The organism is Bacillus sp. FSL M8-0071 (assembly GCF_037975455.1).
In the GTDB taxonomy this organism is placed as follows: domain Bacteria; phylum Bacillota; class Bacilli; order Bacillales; family Bacillaceae; genus Bacillus; species Bacillus subtilis.
In genome coordinates this window covers 3,757,102-3,774,684 of sequence record NZ_CP150256.1, presented here as the reverse complement: position 1 = coordinate 3,774,684, position 17,583 = coordinate 3,757,102, and the positions used below count along the sequence as shown (strand labels likewise).

The 17,583-nt window shown below is 45.5% G+C and carries 18 protein-coding genes and 2 other annotated features (1 of these 20 only partly in view); of the genes, 15 read left to right on the top strand and 3 right to left on the bottom strand.

Going from position 1 to position 17,583, the window contains the following annotated elements:
• The first annotated feature begins 88 nt into the window (after positions 1-88).
• From bacA to bacF, 6 genes are read left to right on the top strand one after another with little or no spacing between them, the layout of a single operon-like run.
• Positions 89-703, top strand: a complete 615-nt coding sequence (gene bacA, locus MKX71_RS19490) for a prephenate decarboxylase (protein WP_009968341.1) — start codon at positions 89-91, stop codon at positions 701-703.
• Entirely contained in the window at positions 693-1,400 is a 708-nt protein-coding gene (bacB, locus tag MKX71_RS19485) for a 3-((4R)-4-hydroxycyclohexa-1,5-dien-1-yl)-2-oxopropanoate isomerase (RefSeq protein ID WP_003244300.1), read from the top strand. Before bacA ends, bacB begins: the two co-directional genes overlap by 11 nt.
• A gap of 2 nt (positions 1,401-1,402) precedes the next feature.
• Positions 1,403-2,164 carry a dihydroanticapsin 7-dehydrogenase gene (bacC, locus tag MKX71_RS19480; RefSeq protein WP_339232056.1) on the top strand — a complete coding sequence of 254 codons (762 nt, stop codon included), beginning with the start codon at positions 1,403-1,405 and terminating at the stop codon, positions 2,162-2,164.
• A gap of 18 nt (positions 2,165-2,182) precedes the next feature.
• Positions 2,183-3,601, top strand: coding sequence for an alanine--anticapsin ligase (bacD, locus tag MKX71_RS19475; protein ID WP_032722711.1), 1,419 nt, complete (start codon positions 2,183-2,185; stop codon positions 3,599-3,601).
• Complete coding sequence (gene bacE, locus MKX71_RS19470; protein WP_339231511.1) at positions 3,598-4,782, top strand: bacilysin exporter BacE; 1,185 nt, start codon at positions 3,598-3,600, stop codon at positions 4,780-4,782. Before bacD ends, bacE begins: the two co-directional genes overlap by 4 nt.
• Complete coding sequence (gene bacF, locus MKX71_RS19465) at positions 4,783-5,982, top strand: transaminase BacF (RefSeq protein WP_339231509.1); 1,200 nt, start codon at positions 4,783-4,785, stop codon at positions 5,980-5,982. It begins immediately after the preceding gene.
• A gap of 14 nt (positions 5,983-5,996) precedes the next feature.
• Here the strand turns inward: bacF and bacG are convergent, their stop codons facing one another.
• Entirely contained in the window at positions 5,997-6,776 is a 780-nt protein-coding gene (gene bacG, locus MKX71_RS19460) for an NADPH-dependent reductase BacG (protein ID WP_339231508.1), read from the bottom strand.
• 131 nt (positions 6,777-6,907) lie between these two features.
• Entirely contained in the window at positions 6,908-7,672 is a 765-nt protein-coding gene (hemQ, locus tag MKX71_RS19455; protein WP_003242896.1) for a hydrogen peroxide-dependent heme synthase, read from the bottom strand.
• A 269-nt stretch (positions 7,673-7,941) separates the two neighbouring features.
• On the opposite strand from hemQ, the gene pta reads away from it, so the two are divergent.
• The 4 genes from pta to MKX71_RS19435 all read left to right on the top strand — a co-directional run bounded on the left by pta (position 7,942) and on the right by MKX71_RS19435 (position 11,910).
• The gene (pta, locus tag MKX71_RS19450) at positions 7,942-8,913 is read left to right on the top strand and encodes a phosphate acetyltransferase (protein ID WP_003235941.1); all 972 of its coding nucleotides are present in this window, start codon (positions 7,942-7,944) and stop codon (positions 8,911-8,913) included.
• 145 nt (positions 8,914-9,058) lie between these two features.
• Positions 9,059-9,958: a cysJI operon transcriptional regulator CysL gene (cysL, locus tag MKX71_RS19445; RefSeq protein ID WP_038429805.1), complete on the top strand. Its 900-nt coding sequence runs from the start codon at positions 9,059-9,061 to the stop codon at positions 9,956-9,958.
• A gap of 48 nt (positions 9,959-10,006) precedes the next feature.
• Complete coding sequence (ywfL, locus tag MKX71_RS19440; protein WP_339231507.1) at positions 10,007-10,852, top strand: octanoyl-[GcvH]:protein N-octanoyltransferase; 846 nt, start codon at positions 10,007-10,009, stop codon at positions 10,850-10,852.
• Positions 10,853-11,019: 167 nt separating this feature from the next.
• Positions 11,020-11,910 (top strand): carboxylate/amino acid/amine transporter, encoded by an 891-nt coding sequence (locus MKX71_RS19435; protein ID WP_128480845.1) that lies wholly within the window; start codon positions 11,020-11,022, stop codon positions 11,908-11,910.
• A 143-nt stretch (positions 11,911-12,053) separates the two neighbouring features.
• Here MKX71_RS19435 and rsfA read toward each other — a convergent pair whose 3' ends face one another.
• Positions 12,054-12,830 (bottom strand): prespore-specific transcription regulator RsfA, encoded by a 777-nt coding sequence (gene rsfA, locus MKX71_RS19430; protein ID WP_339231506.1) that lies wholly within the window; start codon positions 12,828-12,830, stop codon positions 12,054-12,056.
• Between the two features lie 214 nt (positions 12,831-13,044).
• Here rsfA and MKX71_RS19425 point away from each other — a divergent pair, with 214 nt between their 5' ends.
• The 5 genes from MKX71_RS19425 to MKX71_RS19405 all read left to right on the top strand — a co-directional run bounded on the left by MKX71_RS19425 (position 13,045) and on the right by MKX71_RS19405 (position 17,250).
• Positions 13,045-13,269 carry a DUF1450 domain-containing protein gene (locus tag MKX71_RS19425; RefSeq protein ID WP_003222050.1) on the top strand — a complete coding sequence of 75 codons (225 nt, stop codon included), beginning with the start codon at positions 13,045-13,047 and terminating at the stop codon, positions 13,267-13,269.
• Between the two features lie 161 nt (positions 13,270-13,430).
• Positions 13,431-14,732 (top strand): HD domain-containing protein, encoded by a 1,302-nt coding sequence (locus MKX71_RS19420; RefSeq protein ID WP_015250978.1) that lies wholly within the window; start codon positions 13,431-13,433, stop codon positions 14,730-14,732.
• A 35-nt stretch (positions 14,733-14,767) separates the two neighbouring features.
• Positions 14,768-15,268, top strand: coding sequence for a YwgA family protein (locus MKX71_RS19415; RefSeq protein WP_017696246.1), 501 nt, complete (start codon positions 14,768-14,770; stop codon positions 15,266-15,268).
• A 111-nt stretch (positions 15,269-15,379) separates the two neighbouring features.
• On the top strand, positions 15,380-15,850 hold the full coding sequence (locus MKX71_RS19410) for an Rrf2 family transcriptional regulator (RefSeq protein ID WP_015714902.1): 471 nt from the start codon (positions 15,380-15,382) through the stop codon (positions 15,848-15,850).
• Entirely contained in the window at positions 15,850-17,250 is a 1,401-nt protein-coding gene (locus tag MKX71_RS19405; protein WP_339231505.1) for an MFS transporter, read from the top strand. The genes MKX71_RS19410 and MKX71_RS19405 overlap by 1 nt, the downstream gene beginning before the upstream one ends.
• A gap of 54 nt (positions 17,251-17,304) precedes the next feature.
• Positions 17,305-17,533, top strand: a binding site (T-box leader).
• A 33-nt stretch (positions 17,534-17,566) separates the two neighbouring features.
• Positions 17,567-17,583, top strand: a binding site (T-box leader) (it continues 205 nt past the right edge of the window).

Here is a 17,583-nt window from a genome sequence, read left to right as displayed (position 1 = left end):
ATAATTATCAATATTTTCAAAAAACATTGACAGTTCAATTGCCGCTGGATAAAATTTACTTAAAATTTTAAAAGATTGGTTGGTGCTCATGATTATATTGGATAATAGCATTCAGACAAAAAAAAGAACTGATTCACTATCCAAACTCATTACAGTCAACACGCTCGGCCCTGAGGGGACAAGCAGTGAGTACGCAGCAAAGCATTTCATTTCCAATTTTACTCTTCTACAAGGGCTGAACAGTAAATTGTCCTTGCATGATACTTTTGAATCGTGCATCGAAAGGACGCTCCAAAGCCCGCTGGAATATACCATCGTCCCACATGCTTACGATGGCATTAAGCATTTCTACATGAGGCCGGATTTGCAGCTATTGCAGATCTTCAGGTGCGATACACCGATGTACGGCCTGGCTGTTCGTCCTGATTTTGAATTCAGAGACGATATGCTTGATACATCTGTTATTGTTTCACATCCTTCACCTATTAATTTAATAAAATATTTTACCCGCAAAGATGTTCGTTTCAAACTAGTCAATTCAACCAGTCAAGCCGCAAGAAAAGTAAAAGAAGGTTTGTATGACATTGCCTTAACCAATGAGCTTGCACGGCAAAAGTACGGGCTAACCTTTGTAAAAACATTCAAAAGCATTCCAATGAGCTGGTCATTATTTGGAAAAGGAGACGTTGATGATGAAAACTAAAGAAGATATGCAGGAGCTTTATTTCCCGACACCGAAATTAATTGAATGGGAAAACGGAGTGAGGCAGTATTCAACCGTACGAGGGGATACTGAAGTATTAATGTCTTACGTCCCGCCGCATACCAATGTTGAACCCCATCAGCATAAGGAGGTCCAAATCGGCATGGTCGTTTCTGGCGAGCTGATGATGACTGTCGGAGATGTGACAAGAAAAATGACAGCCTTGGAATCTGCCTATATCGCGCCGCCGCATGTGCCTCACGGGGCAAGAAACGACACAGACCAAGAAGTGATTGCTATTGATATCAAGCGGCTGAAAGCTGATGAAACATATACAAGTCCTGAGGACTACTTTTTGGATATTTTCAAAACAAGAGACCTGCTGCCAGGCATGGAAGTTACGTTCTTTGTTGAGGATTGGGTAGAAATTATGCTTGCCAAAATCCCTGGAAATGGCGGAGAAATGCCTTTCCATAAACATCGGAATGAACAAATCGGCATCTGCATCGGCGGCGGCTATGACATGACGGTCGAAGGCTGCACAGTCGAGATGAAATTCGGCACAGCCTATTTCTGTGAGCCTCGTGAAGATCACGGTGCCATCAACCGTTCGGAAAAAGAATCAAAATCGATTAATATCTTCTTCCCGCCGCGCTACAACAGAGCAAAAGCAAAAAAAATGAAGGCGGATGAATGATCATGAACCTCACCGATAAAACCGTCCTCATAACAGGAGGCGCATCAGGCATTGGTTATGCTGCGGTTCAGGCTTTTTTGGGCCAGCAGGCCAATGTGGTTGTGGCGGATATTGATGAAGCGCAGGGAGAAGCAATGGTACGAAAAGAAAATAATGACAGGCTGCACTTTGTGCAAACGGACATCACAGACGAAGCTGCCTGCCAGCACGCAGTTGAATCGGCGGTTCATACATTTGGCGGGCTCGATGTCTTGATTAATAATGCAGGCATCGAAATCGTGGCGCCTATTCACGAGATGGAGCTCAGAGATTGGAACAAGGTGCTGCAAGTCAATTTGACCGGCATGTTTTTAATGAGCAAACATGCACTCAAGCATATGCTGGCCGCCGGCAAGGGCAACATCATTAATACGTGCTCTGTCGGCGGACTCGTGGCATGGCCTGATATTCCTGCTTATAACGCCAGCAAAGGCGGGGTTTTGCAGCTGACTAAATCAATGGCCGTTGATTATGCGAAGCATCAAATTCGCGTGAACTGCGTATGCCCAGGGATCATCGACACACCACTGAATGAAAAATCATTCCTTGAAAATAATGAAGGCACACTTGAAGAGATCAAAAAAGAAAAGGCGAAGGTAAATCCGCTGCTGAGGCTTGGGAAACCTGAAGAAATCGCAAACGTGATGCTGTTTTTAGCCTCGGATTTATCAAGCTATATGACCGGAAGCGCCATCACCGCAGACGGAGGATACACCGCACAATAGAGAAGGAGTGTTTTACATATGGAGAGAAAAACAGTATTGGTCATCGCTGATCTTGGAGGCTGCCCGCCGCACATGTTTTATAAAAGCGCTGCTGAAAAATATAACCTGGTCAGCTTTATTCCAAGACCTTTTGCAATTACAGCCTCCCATGCAGCATTGATTGAAAAATACTCGGTCGCGGTCATAAAAGATAAAGACTATTTTAAGAGTTTAGCTGATTTTGAGCATCCTGATTCCATTTATTGGGCGCATGAGGATCATGACAAGCCTGAGGAAGAGGTCGTCGAGCAAATCGTCAAGGTTGCCGAAATGTTTGGGGCGGATGCCATCACAACAAACAATGAATTATTTATTGCTCCGATGGCGAAAGCCTGTGAACGTTTGGGCCTGAGAGGTGCCGGCGTGCAGGCAGCCGAAAATGCCAGAGATAAAAATAAAATGAGGGACGCTTTTAATAAGGCCGGAGTCAAATCGATCAAAAACAAACGAGTCACAACTCTTGAAGATTTCCGTGCTGCTCTTGAAGAGATCGGCACACCTCTTATCTTAAAGCCTACATACTTAGCGAGTTCTATCGGTGTAACGCTGATTACGGACACTGAGACGGCAGAAGATGAATTTAACAGAGTCAATGACTATCTGAAATCAATTAACGTGCCAAAGGCGGTTACGTTTGAAGCGCCGTTTATCGCTGAAGAATTTTTACAGGGTGAGTACGGAGACTGGTATCAAACAGAAGGGTACTCCGACTATATCAGTATAGAAGGCATCATGGCTGACGGTGAGTATTTCCCGATCGCCATTCATGATAAAACGCCGCAAATCGGGTTTACAGAGACATCCCACATTACGCCGTCCATTCTGGATGAAGAGGCAAAAAAGAAAATTGTCGAAGCTGCCAAAAAGGCAAATGAAGGGCTTGGCCTGCAAAATTGCGCAACACATACAGAGGTCAAGCTAATGAAAAACAGAGAACCGGGTTTAATTGAATCGGCAGCCAGATTTGCCGGCTGGAATATGATCCCTAACATTAAAAAGGTTTTCGGCCTTGATATGGCGCAATTATTATTAGATGTCCTCTGTTTCGGAAAAGATGCCGATCTGCCGGACGGATTATTGGATCAAGAGCCTTACTATGTCGCCGACTGCCATTTGTACCCGCAGCATTTCAAACAAAATGGCCAGATTCCAGAAACCGCTGAGGATTTGGTCATTGAAGCGATCGATATTCCGGACGGGCTTTTAAAAGGGGATACTGAAATCGTTTCTTTTTCGGCCGCAGCACCAGGCACTTCAGTTGATTTGACATTGTTTGAAGCTTTCAATTCCATTGCTGCATTTGAACTGAAAGGCAGTAATTCACAGGATGTGGCTGAATCAATCAGACAAATTCAGCAGCATGCGAAGCTGACGGCAAAGTATGTGCTGCCAGTATGAAACAGCTGAAACCCAACTCTAAATACTTGCTTTACGGGCAGGCGCTATCGTTCATGGGAGACTATTGTGTTCTCCCTGCCCTGCTCATTTTGTCTACATATTATCACGATTATTGGGTGACGTCCGGGGTCATCGTGGTCAGAAGCATTCCGATGGTGTTTCAGCCGTTTTTGGGGGTTCTGGTCGACCGGTTAGACAGAATTAAGATCATGCTGTGGACGGATATCATCAGAGGCATCATCTTTTTGGGGCTCACATTTCTTCCAAAAGGCGAGTATCCGCTGATTTTTCTGACCCTGCTGTTTATTTCTTATGGAAGCGGCGTGTTTTTTAATCCCGCCCGTCTCGCTGTCATGTCGTCCTTGGAATCAGATATTAAAAGCATCAACACGTTATTTGCAAAAGCGACAACCATTTCCATTATCGTCGGGGCGGCTGCCGGAGGGCTCTTTCTGTTAGGCGGATCTGTAGAGCTGGCTGTTGCCTTTAACGGTGTGACATACCTGGTTTCGGCATTTTTTATCAGCCGTATCAAGCTGCAATTTGTGCCGATTCAATCTGAAAACATAAAAGAGGCCTTTCAGTCTTTTAAGGAAGGGCTCAAGGAAATCAAAACCAATGCTTTTGTATTAAACGCCATGTTTACGATGATTACAATGGCTTTGCTGTGGGGAGTTGTGTACAGCTATTTTCCGATTGTCAGCCGCTTTCTGGGTGACGGGGAAATCGGCAACTTTATTCTCACATTCTGCATCGGCTTCGGCGGCTTTATCGGAGCGGCGCTTGTCAGCAAATGGGGCTTTAACAACAATAGAGGCCTGACGTACTTTACCGTTTTATCCGTTGTCTCGCTGGCGCTGTTTTTATTTACGCCGATTTTCGCTGTTTCTGTCATCGCGGCGATCCTCTTTTTCATCGCGATGGAATACGGGGAAGTGCTTGCAAAAGTGAAGGTTCAGGAAAATGCGGCAAACCAGATTCAAGGGCGCATTTTTTCAGTGGCCGAAGCGTCTATCGGATTATGCATTTCTATTGGTTCAATGTTCATTAACATCCTAAGCGCTCCGGTCATTATGGGGCTGATTGTCGTGATCGTATGCGGTTTGTTTCTGCATACGAAGCTCGTCAACAAATCGTTTTTGGAACGGGATAACAAAACGGAGCAAAAAGGAGTCTTTTAGATGGAAATAACACCGTCCGATGTCATCAAGACACTTCCAAGGCAGGAGTTTTCTCTCGTTTTTCAAAAGGTAAAGGAAATGGAAAAAACGGGAGCCCATATCATTAATCTCGGACAGGGGAACCCTGACCTTCCCACTCCGCCGCATATTGTCGAGGCTTTGCGGGAGGCGTCTCTGAATCCTTCGTTTCATGGATACGGCCCATTCAGAGGTTATCCTTTTTTGAAGGAAGCAATCGCTGCTTTCTATAAAAGAGAATACGGCGTGACAATCAATCCTGAAACGGAGGTCGCGCTTTTCGGAGGCGGGAAAGCAGGCTTGTATGTGCTGACACAATGCCTGCTCAATCCGGGAGACATCGCTTTAGTCCCGAATCCAGGCTACCCTGAATATTTATCAGGGATTACGATGGCGCGAGCTGAGCTTTACGAAATGCCGCTGTATGAAGAAAATGGCTATCTGCCGGATTTTGAAAAGATTGATCCAGCCGTGCTGGAAAAAGCGAAGCTTATGTTTTTAAACTATCCGAACAACCCCACTGGAGCTGTGGCTGATGCGGCTTTTTATGCAAGAGCTGCTGCTTTTGCAAAAGAGCATCATATCCATTTGATTCATGATTTTGCATACGGAGCGTTTGAATTCGATCAAAAACCGGCCAGCTTTCTTGAGGCAGAGGATGCCAAAATTGTCGGAGCAGAGCTTTATTCATTTTCAAAAACATTTAACATGGCCGGCTGGAGAATGGCGTTTGCGGTTGGGAACGAAAAGATCATTCAGGCTGTCAATGAATTTCAGGATCATGTATTTGTCGGCATGTTCGGCGGGCTGCAGCAGGCAGCGAGTGCGGCGCTTTCTGGAGATCCGGAGCATACGGAATCGTTGAAACGAATTTATAAGGAACGAATTGACTTTTTTACGGCGCTTTGCGAAAAGGAACTGGGCTGGAAGATGGAAAAGCCAAAAGGAACTTTTTACGTATGGGCTGAAATTCCGAATACGTTTGAGACATCTCACCAATTTTCCGATTACTTGCTGGAGCATGCCCATGTCGTAGTCACACCGGGCGAAATTTTTGGAAGCAACGGAAAAAGGCATGTCAGAATCTCAATGGTGTCGAAGCAGGAGGATCTGAGGGAATTTGTCATGCGGATTCAAAAGCTGAACCTGCCGTTCGGGTCATTACAAGAAACATCCCGCTAAAAAGCGGGATGTTTTTATATGCTTTTCATGCTGCCGCCATCAGCGGAAATTTGCTGTCCCGTGATGTAGGAGGCTTCCTCAGAGGCAAGAAACGCGGCGAGCGCTGCGGTTTCTTCGGCTGATCCGACCCGTTTCAGCGGAATCCCGGAAGCAATCTGTTCCTCTGCTTCCTGTTTGGATATGCTGTTCTTTTTCATCACATTTTCCACAAATTGATGATAACGGTCTGTAGCGATAAAACCAGGATTCAGACAGTTGACAGTAATGTTGTGAGGAGCAAGCTGGATGGAAATATTTTTACTGGCGTTAATTAAAGCGGCATTCATCATGCTGTTTGTGAACATGTTGGCGCCGGGTTCTTTCCACAGATTTCCGACAATGTTGATGATTCTGCCAAACTCGTTTTGTTTCATCAGTGAGGAAGCACGCTTGATAGCGTCAATATAGGCAACGGTCTTTTGAGTGAACGTGGCCGTCATATCGTCTATATTGCAGTTATCAAATGTATCAGGCGCGCCGCCCGGGATATTATTAATCAGAACATCAAGCCGTCCGCATTGAGATTCGATTTTCTGAAAAATGCCCGCTCTCGTATGCCGGTCAGACATATCCCCCGCAAGGACAATGACGCTCGTCTCAGGATGCTTGGCCAAAATGTCTTCTTTGACAGATTCAATATTATCCAAATTTCGCGAATTAATGACGAGGGAAAAATGCTGGTCTGCTAATTTCAGAGCGATTGCTTTCCCGATCCCTTGACTGGCTCCCATAACAAATGCGGTTCGTTTTGACAAATAACTGCACCCCTTTGAAAAAATTGGATTATTATCTACATCGTAAGAAAAAACGAAGAAAATAGCAAATTTTATTTAAATTCTGATAAAGGAGGATTGAAAAACTCCCGCCGGATGGGCGGGAGGGGATATTATACATATAGGAATTGAGGAAGTGTATCAAGCGAAAGGTGATTGCCGACAAAGAATGAACCAAATTCGCCATAGCGAGCGCTGACTTCGTCAAAACGCATTTCATACACTAACTTCTTGAATTGAAGGACATCATCGCTGAATAATGTAACGCCCCACTCGTAATCGTCAAAGCCGACAGAGCCGGTGATGATCTGTTTGACTTTGCCCGCATAGCTGCGGCCGATTAAACCGTGGCTTCTCATCAAGTTTCTGCGTTCTTCCATTGAAAGCATATACCAGTTGTCGTTGCCGGATCTTCTTTTATCCATTGGATAGAAGCATACATATTTTGATTCCGGCAGTTCAGGGTAAAGGCGAGCGCGCACATGCGGATTTTCATAAGGATCGCCGTCACCGCTTGCCAAGTAGTTGCTCAGCTCTACCACTGATACGTAGGAGTATGCCGGAATGGTGAACTCAGCAAGTCTTGATTTGTTGAATTCAAGCTCAATTTGATTTAATTCTTCCATTGTAGGACGAAGGATCATCAGCATAAAATCAGCTTTTTGGCCGACGATGCTGTAAAGAGTTTGCGATCCTTTTCCTTCTTTTTGGGCTACGCCCCATTTTTCAAGCAACCCAGTGAATTCATGTATGATAGATTGGCGCTCATCACTGGACAGAAGCTTCCAGGAAGCCCAATCCATTGTGCGGAAATCATGAAGCGCATACCAGCCGTCAAGCGTTTTTGCAGCTTCATTCGTCATTTGCTGTTCACTCATTTATCTTCACTCCCATTATCTTTTCATGATTGCCTTCACTATACCATAGTTTATCCGATTCTACTGTGGAGAAACCTTGAACATCCCTTCCGTATAACTCCATCAAAATAGAAGAACCTATAAGGGAAGATTGAGTCACTTAAATTAGTTAGAAAAATAAGATTTTTTTATGAAAGCGCTATAATGGAAGTTGGCTGTTTGAATTTGATTGGAAGAAGAGTATGCTAGTAAAAGAAAGCGTTTTTGTAACTTTTTGAGGAGGTTTTATTGTGGCAGATTTATTTTCAACAGTGCAAGAAAAAGTAGCTGGAAAAGACGTTAAAATTGTATTTCCTGAAGGCTTAGACGAGCGTATTTTAGAAGCGGTCAGCAAGCTTGCAGGAAACAAAGTGCTGAATCCGATTGTGATCGGCAATGAAAATGAGATCCAAGCAAAAGCAAAAGAATTGAACCTTACGCTGGACGGCGTTAAGATTTATGATCCTCATACATATGAAGGCATGGAAGACCTTGTACAAGCATTCGTAGAACGCCGCAAAGGCAAAGCGACAGAAGAACAGGCTCGCAAAGCGTTATTAGACGAGAACTACTTCGGTACAATGCTGGTGTATAAAGGCCTTGCAGACGGACTCGTAAGCGGAGCTGCTCACTCGACAGCTGACACTGTCCGCCCGGCTCTTCAAATCATCAAAACAAAAGAAGGCGTGAAAAAGACTTCAGGCGTGTTCATCATGGCTCGCGGAGAAGAGCAATACGTATTCGCAGATTGCGCGATCAACATTGCGCCTGACAGCCAAGACCTTGCCGAGATTGCGATCGAAAGTGCCAATACGGCAAAAATGTTCGACATTGAGCCTCGCGTGGCAATGCTCAGCTTCTCTACAAAAGGCTCAGCAAAATCTGATGAAACAGAAAAAGTAGCGGATGCAGTGAAAATCGCGAAAGAAAAAGCGCCTGAACTGACACTTGACGGCGAATTCCAATTTGATGCTGCATTTGTTCCATCTGTAGCTGAGAAAAAAGCGCCGGATTCCGAGATCAAAGGGGACGCTAACGTATTCGTATTCCCAAGCCTTGAAGCAGGAAACATCGGCTATAAAATCGCTCAGCGTTTGGGCAACTTTGAAGCGGTAGGACCAATCCTGCAAGGTTTAAATATGCCTGTAAACGACCTTTCAAGAGGATGTAACGCTGAAGATGTTTACAATCTCGCATTAATTACAGCGGCGCAAGCACTGTAATAAAATTGAAGACAATGGCAGCTCTCGACCGAGGGCTGCCTTTTTTGCGCTTCCGTATAGCCTTCTTTACCAAGACGGATGATATGAGTACAATAAAGAAAACTAATCATAACCATATATTTCATTAATGACAGGGGTGGGGTTTTTGTATTACGACGTGCTGAAAACGTTTATAGCGGTGGTAGAAGAAAAAAACTTCACAAAAGCGGCGGAAAAGCTGATGATCTCCCAGCCCAGCGTCAGTCTGCATATCAAAAATCTTGAGAAAGAATTTCAAACGGCTCTTCTGAACAGGTCGCCAAAACACTTTACGACAACGCCGACAGGAGACATTTTATATCAAAGAGCAAAGCAAATGGTGTTTCTCTACGAACAAGCCAAGGCTGAAATCTATGCGCATCATCACTATGTGAAGGGCGAATTGAAAATAGCTGCAAGCTTTACAATCGGTGAGTATATTCTTCCGCCGCTATTGGCCCAGCTGCAAAAGCTGTATCCAGAGCTGAACCTCGATGTCATGATTGGCAATACAGAGGAGGTCAGCGAGCGTGTGCGTATGCTTCAGGCTGATATCGGGCTGATTGAAGGGCATACAAACGAGAATGAGCTGGAAATTGAACCGTTCATGGAGGATGAAATGTGCATTGCCGCTCCAAATCAGCATCCGCTGGCCGGGCGGAAAGAGATTTCGATCAGCGATTTGCAGAACGAAGCGTGGGTGACAAGAGAGAAAGGCTCCGGGACGAGAGAATATCTCGATCATGTACTCAGTTCAAATGGACTTCGGCCGAAATCAATGTTCACCATCAGCAGCAATCAAGGTGTAAAGGAAGCGGTGATCAACGGCATGGGACTTTCGGTTCTATCCAGAAGCGTGCTGCATAAGGATTTGATCCACCGCGAAATTTCAATTCTGCATATTAAAGATTTCTCGTTAAAGCGCAAGCTGTCTTACATTCATTCTCCTCTCATGGAGAATACAAAAAATAAAGAAATTTTTCTTGCGATGCTGAAAAGCAATTATCAATCACAGCTGCTGAAATGATATAATAGTTTTCGTTCAATAAGCCTAACATGAAAGGGTTTTACATAGATGGCAAACCAACCGATTGATTTACTGATGCAGCCGAAATGGAGAGTCATTGACCAATCCAGTCTCGGCCCTTTATTTGATGCGAAGCAATCCTTCGCAATGGATGATACGCTGTGCATGTCCGTCGGAAAAGGCGTGTCGCCGGCGACAGCGCGCTCATGGGTGCACCACGATACAATTGTCCTTGGAATACAGGATACACGCCTCCCGTTTTTGCAGGATGGTATCTCCTTGCTGGAGAGCGAAGGATACCGTGTGATCGTACGCAATTCCGGCGGTCTTGCCGTCGTATTGGATGACGGTGTTTTAAATATCTCTCTCATATTCGAGGACGAAAAGAAAGGCATCGATATAGACAAAGGATATGAAGCGATGGTCGAGCTGATGAGACGAATGCTGAGACCGTACAACGCAAAGATCGAAGCCTATGAAATTGAAGGGTCTTATTGTCCCGGCAGCTATGACCTCAGTATAAATGGCAAAAAGTTCGCCGGCATCTCTCAGAGACGCGTTCGCGGCGGAGTCGCTGTTCAAATTTATCTCTGTGCGGATAAAAGCGGCAGTGAAAGGGCCGACTTGATCAGACGATTCTATCAAGCGGCGCTGAAAGACAAACAAAACGATAAAAAAGGCGTCTATCCGGAAATACGTCCGGAAACGATGGCGTCCTTAAGTGAGCTTCTGCAAAAAGACATCTCCGTACAAGACTTAATGTTCGCTTTATTGACGGAATTAAAAGCGTTAAGCACCCATCTTTATTCAGCTGGACTGTCCATTGATGAGGAAATGGAATTTGAGAAAAACCTCGTCCGGATGGCTGAGCGGAATGCAAATGTATTTGGGTGAACGTTCTTCGCATGTCGGCTGTATATGCCGGCATGCATTTTTTATTTCAAGCAGCATTTTACCCCAATAATCTTATTTTCAGATAAATCCTTCTTACATACAGATAACCACGACAAAAAGAAAAACGATAAAATGACATCAGCATCCATATTAAAGGAGAGAGGCAGATGAAAGGGAGTATTTACAGCCTTTTTGTATTGATTGCGGCTTTTTTCTGGGGGACCACGGGAACCGTTCAGGCATTGGCTCCAGAAAGCGCCACACCGCTGGCATTTGGAGCGTTCAGGTTATTAATAGGAGGAAGCGCCATGCTGCTTGCGGTTTGGGTCAGCCGGGAGCTTCACGTGAAAAATTGGTCATGGCCGCTCGTATTTTTAGCCGCTGTTTGTATGGCGTGTTACCAGCCGCTGTTTTTCACAGCGGTTAAAGAAACTGGAATTGCAGTGGGAACTGTGATTGCCATCGGCAGTGCGCCTATCATTGCCGGGACCCTCGAATGGGCTGTATTGAAGAAACGCCCGCGAAACTCCTGGTGGATTGCGACTGTGCTGGCTTTAGCGGGTTGCTGGCTTCTGTTTTCCGACAGTTCCAATGTTCGGATTGATGTGGCTGGTGTTCTTATGGCGCTTGGAGCGGGTGCTTCTTTTGCAGGCTATACGCTCATCAGTAAAGCGATGATGAAAACCCAGCCTCCGCGAGCGACCTCCGCCGTTGTATTTATGATCAGCGCCATCTTGCTGACGCCGCTATTATGGCAGTCAGATATCTCGTGGATATTGACCCCTAGAGGACTGGGAACAAGCCTTTACATCGGGTTAATTGCAACATGTGCCGCATACTTTTTGTTTGCGAAAGGGCTTACCGGGGTTCCGGCCTCGGCGGCGGTCACGCTGTCTTTAGCGGAACCGCTGACGGCTTCATTGCTTGGCGTGTTTTTCATAGGGGAAATGCTTTCGCCTTCCTCGTGGCTGGGCATTGCGCTTATGATGCTGGGGCTTTTGGTCATTTCTGCTGCGCCTCGAAAACAAAAAACGGCCGAGGCAGCTCACATGTCTTAATAGATTCACATAAGCTTGGCCTCATTTTACAAGAATAGCTGATCCGGCTGCAAAATGAGGAAATTCTCTTTTCTCAATAGAAAAGAGGATTTTGCACATGGCGAAAATCCCAAAACAGCTGCCCGTTTTGGGATTTTTCTATGTCATTCCGCTAATTTTTCTAAATTGCCGTTCCGGTCCATTTTGAAGGACGGAGAGGCATGTTCATCTTCTTCAAATAAAACTAGCTTTCTGGCTCTGTTCATAATTTTCACCAAGGTTTCATAATCTTCTTGGATCGTTTTTTGGTCTTTTTCAAGCTTTTGAACTTCTGCCTCTAGCTGCTCTGTTTTGTTTTGCAATTCCTGATTTTCTTTCTTTAAACGCTCGTTTTCCATTTTTAATGCTGATGATTGCTCGTTATTGCCTTCGTAATTCTGCAGGAAGCGGATCACATCATTCATCGTCATCTCAGGCGCAGCTGCAGGCGTTTGAGGAGACAATAAGTGTGATAGACTAGCTAACTCTTCCTTAAAGCTTTCATCAACAAAAGGCATATGTTCGCCAGACATTAAAGGTTGTTCATTTTCGACAGATGGTGTTTCCATTTTAACCGGCTCTTCTGCAGCGGTTTCTTGAATGATTTCAGGATCAACAGTAGGAGGCTGATATAATAATCTTTTTTTCGCGGGCTGCCCGTTTCCGAGCGCTCTCATCCGCTGTTTTCGTTGTTTCTTCGCAAGCTGAAGCGCTTTTTCATATTGATGGCGGACCACTGCGTTCCATCTGAATCCGCAGGCTGCGGATGTCCGGTTTAATTTATCGCCGACTTCTTCAAAGGCGTTCAGCTGAGTGCTGCCCTCCCTCACATGCCGAAGCACTGTTTCGGCTAAAAGCAGATCGTTTTCCTCTGACCAAGCGTCTTGTCGCTGTTTTGTCATTTATCTCAACTCCCATTTTTCTTTTCATGGTATTAGAATGTCCAGGTTGGAAAATATTTATACAAATTGGCTGAAAGAATAGGAGATACGAAGGATGGAGCGGCTTGCAGGAACAGTCGAATCCTTGTAAAATGAAGAGTGATGTGATTTTTTTTGAAACGTGATTTTAGGTTATTCACATAGATGAACATAGAAATGAAGGGAAGCGTACGTCATGGCTAATGAATTTCGAGTGTGTGATGATTGCCAAGCCACTAATATCAAAACATTGCTGCCGCGTTTGAAAGAAGTGGACCCGGACGCAAAGGTTGAGGTAGGATGCCAATCTTATTGCGGGCCCGGACGGAAAAAATCATTTGCTTTTGTGAACAATCGCCCGCTGTCAGCTCCGACAGAGGATGAGCTGATTGACAAAGTAAAAAAGAAAATAAAAAAGTAAAAACATATTTTTTCTTAGCCTCGGCCCTCAGGTCAGGCTTTTTTGCTTCACAAGATGTGTTTTTCATGAAGATGGAACAAATCGCCGGGCAAATTCAAGGATGTTTTCAAAGAATAGAGTCGATATAATAGAAACACGGCTAAAAAAAAGAGGGAATGACGATGGCGTATCCAAATGGAAAATTATCAGAAGAAAAAGTGTTTAAAGATCCGGTGCACCGCTATGTTCATGTTCGGGACAAGCTGATATGGGATTTAATCGGAACCCGTGAATTTCAGCGTCTCCGCAGAATTAAGCAGCTCGGCACGACCTATTTGACGTTCCATGGGGCTGAGCACAGCCGGTTCAACCATTCTCTCGGTGTCTATGAAATTGTCAGAAGAATGGTTGATGACGTCTTTAAAGGCCGCCCTGAATGGGATGACAGTGAGCGTGAACTCTGTTTGGCCGCGGCACTGCTTCATGACCTCGGGCACGGGCCGTTCTCGCATTCATTTGAAAAGGTCTTTCACCTTGACCACGAGGATTTTACAAGAGGTATCATTTTGGGAGACACGGAGGTTAATCAGGTGCTCAGAAAGGTGAGCCCGGGTTTCCCTCAGGATGTTGCTGAAGTCATTGCCAAAACATATAAAAACAAGCAAGTGGTCAGCCTGATTTCGAGTCAGATTGACGCAGACCGCATGGATTACCTGCAGCGCGACGCATATTATACGGGCGTCAGCTACGGCCATTTTGATATGGAGCGGATTCTTCGGGTGATGCGGCCGCGCGAGGATCAGATCGTCATTAAAGAAAGCGGAATGCACGCTGTCGAAGACTATATCATGAGCCGTTACCAAATGTACTGGCAGGTCTACTTCCATCCTGTGACGAGAAGTGCAGAGGTCATTTTAACGAAGATTCTTCACAGGGCGAAGCAGCTGCACGATGAAGGCTATGTCTTCACTCACGCTCCGGTTCATTTCTATTCTATTTTTGAAGGGAAATTGACACTGGAGGATTATGTAAAGCTGGATGAATCTATTATTTTGTATTACTTCCAGGCCTGGGAGGATGAAGAAGACGCGATTTTATCCGACTTGTGCCGCAGATTCATTAACCGCCAGCTTTTCCAATACGTTGAATTCAATCCGAATGAAGAAATGTCGGCTTATTTTGAGCTGACTTCATTGTTCAAAGAGGCGGGAATCGATCCGAGCTATTATTTGGTCGTTGATTCTTCATCAGATCTGCCATACGATTTTTACCGACCGGGAGAGGAAGAGGAGCGTCTGCCGATCCATCTCTTGACGCAAAACGGCCAAATTAAAGAGCTGTCCAGGCAGTCGGCTATTGTGGAATCCATCTCAGGTAAACGGCGGACGGACCACAAGCTGTACTATCCAAAGGACTTGATTTGTGACGGCTCTAAACATCCGGAAGCGAAAATGAAAATCCGGCAGCTGCTGGGACTGACATAGAAATTGGAAAGAAGGAAAAAGGAGATGTCGGGAATTTGTTGAAAGAACATGCAAAACTGATGAAGGTGTTCTCGGATTCTGGAGAAATCATCGGGCGAAAGAAGCTGCAGAAAATGATTTATATCGCCAAGAAAATGCAGTTTCCTTTCTATGAGAAATATGATTTTCACTTTTACGGACCATATTCAGAGGAACTGACGCTCCAGATTGAAGAGCTGTGCAACCTTGGATTTCTGCATGAGGTGAAGGAAAAAAAGGGCGGCTACTTTCAATACCGGTATTCGCTGACTGAGACAGGCTCCGCATTTTTAGACCATGCTGATCTGGACATGCCGGATATGAAAGGCTATATCGACAGTGTAAACAGCCGTTCATCACGGTTTTTAGAGCTGGTTTCCACGATCCTTTACTTTGACGGGCTTGAGGAAGAGGAAAAGAAAGAAAAAGTCTTTACCATCAAAAGCAAGCAAAAATATACAAATGAAGAATATGACGAAGCGCTTCAATACATAGAGGAACTGAAGCAGATTTGTTAACCATACCAAGCAAAAGAAATGAATCGTTTCTTTTGCTTTTTTTATTGACAAAAGCTGCTAAGAGATTCATTATGGATAATAGTTATCCATAATGAATCAGGAGTGAATAGGATGAAAATGAAATCAGGAATGGAGCAGGCGGTTTCTGTGCTGCTGTTACTGTCACGGCTGCCGGTACAGGCTTCTTTGACGTCAGAGGCTATAAGCCAGCGATTGCGTGTGTCTCCGTCTTACTTGAAGAAGCTGATGAGAACATTGGTTCAAGCCGGTTTGGCAGAATCCTTACCAGGGACGAAGGGCGGTTTTACCCTGACGAAGCCTTTGGCTGACATTACGCTTTATGATGTTTATCAAGCGGTCGAAGGCAGAGGTTCGATGTATCAGGGGAAAGGCCTGCTGCAATCTGTATTCGAGGGTGAAAGTCAATGTGTGCTGGAGACAGTCATGGCGGAAATCGAGGATAAATGGGCTAATCTCATGAGAGAAGAGTCCTTGCAGCATGTCATGGACAGGGTCGGGGAATTGTATGATCTTGAAAAAATAGATGATTGGGTAATCAAGCAAGTGAAAGGGCAATTGTAATGAAAAATAGCGGGTCTATACAAGAATCAACATCATCAACAGGCATATCCGTGCTGATCGTGCTCGCACTTGGTTTCCTCATGGCAACTCTTGATGTGACCGTTGTGAATGTGGCGATGGCTGATATGAAAAACACTCTTTCAATGTCACTTTCAGGTGTAACGTGGGTTGTGGACGGGTACATTCTTACTTTTGCGTCGCTTCTGCTGGCGGGCGGAGCCTTGGCTGACCGTTTCGGCTCGAAGACGATCTATATCTTGGGTCTAGCCGTTTTTGTTCTGGCCTCCTGTTTATGCGCTGCATCCTTTAATGGGCAGATGCTGATTGCCGGACGCCTTATACAGGGAATTGGCGCAGCTTTGTTTATGCCAAGCTCACTCAGCCTTTTGGCTGCCTCTTACCCTGATGAGCGGGCGCGGGCGAGAATGTTTGGGCTGTGGGCCGCGCTTGTTTCTGCCGCTTCAGCCCTTGGGCCTTTTATCGGGGGCGTGCTGGTAGAGTTGGCGGGCTGGCAGAGTATTTTTCTGATCAATGTGCCAATAGAGGCTGCTGCGCTCATTTCAGCTTACCGAATCCTCAGCCGCGTTCCGGGAAAAAGCAGCCGCGTGAACATCATCCGGCATCTGCTTGGCATGATGGCTCTCGGGTTTCTTTCCTATGCTTTGATACAGGGGCCTTCAGCGGGCTGGCGCTCGCCAGTGATTCTTGTAGTATTTACTGCAGCGATTTTGGCATTTGTGCTGTTTTTGCTGCGGGAAATTTCTGCAAAAGCACCCATCCTGCCGGCGTCCTTATACAAAAACGGCCGCTTCTCAGCTGCCCAATTTATCGGGTTTTTGCTGAATTTCGCCCTTTTTGGCGGCATGTTTATGCTCAGCCTTTTTTTGCAGGAAGCAGGAGGGGCAAGTTCCTTTATGGCTGGAGTGGAGCTGCTGCCGATGATGGCGGTCTTCGTGTTCGGCAATCTGCTGTTTGCCCGTCTGGCGAATCGGTTTGAAGCCGGGCAGCTTATGTTTGTATCAATGGCGGTCAGCTGTATCATTGCATTGCTGTTGTTTGTGCTGATTTCTCCGGATTTTCCTTATTGGGAGCTGGCGGTGTTGATGTCTGTTATGAACCTCTGTACCGGTATTACAGTTCCTGCCATGACAACTGTGATCATGCAGGCTGCCGGGCAAAGACATGCGAATATCGCCGGTGCGGCGTTAAATGCAAACCGGCAAATCGGAGCCTTGGTCGGCGTAGCGATAACCGGGGTGATCATTCATCTGTCCGCCACTTGGTATGCTGGTGCCGGGTTTACGTTTTTGATGATGGGAGCGGCATACAGCCTCGCTGCATTGCTTGTATGGCTGTTTCTGGCTGCCCATAACGGGACTGCCGCGTCAGAAAAAATGTAAATCACTGATTGCACTTTGTGGGAATATATAGTAAGATATAAAAAATTATTGAAACAACAGGCACTGATAAGGACACGAGATGCTTTTTACGGTTTCCAGAGAGGGAAGGACAGCTGAGATCTTCCTAACGCAGGGAAAGCAGCTTACCGCCTTTGAGCCGTATCGGGGAAAACAAGTATCTGATACCGTCATGCTGCGTTACAGCATCTTTAAGCCGATCACCATGTGTAATTGATCGGGAATTTGGGTGGAACCACGGATGATCAACACATTCGTCCCTTTTAGAGGGATGGGTGTGTTTTTTTATATGAACTACATAAATGCGTTGAAAAG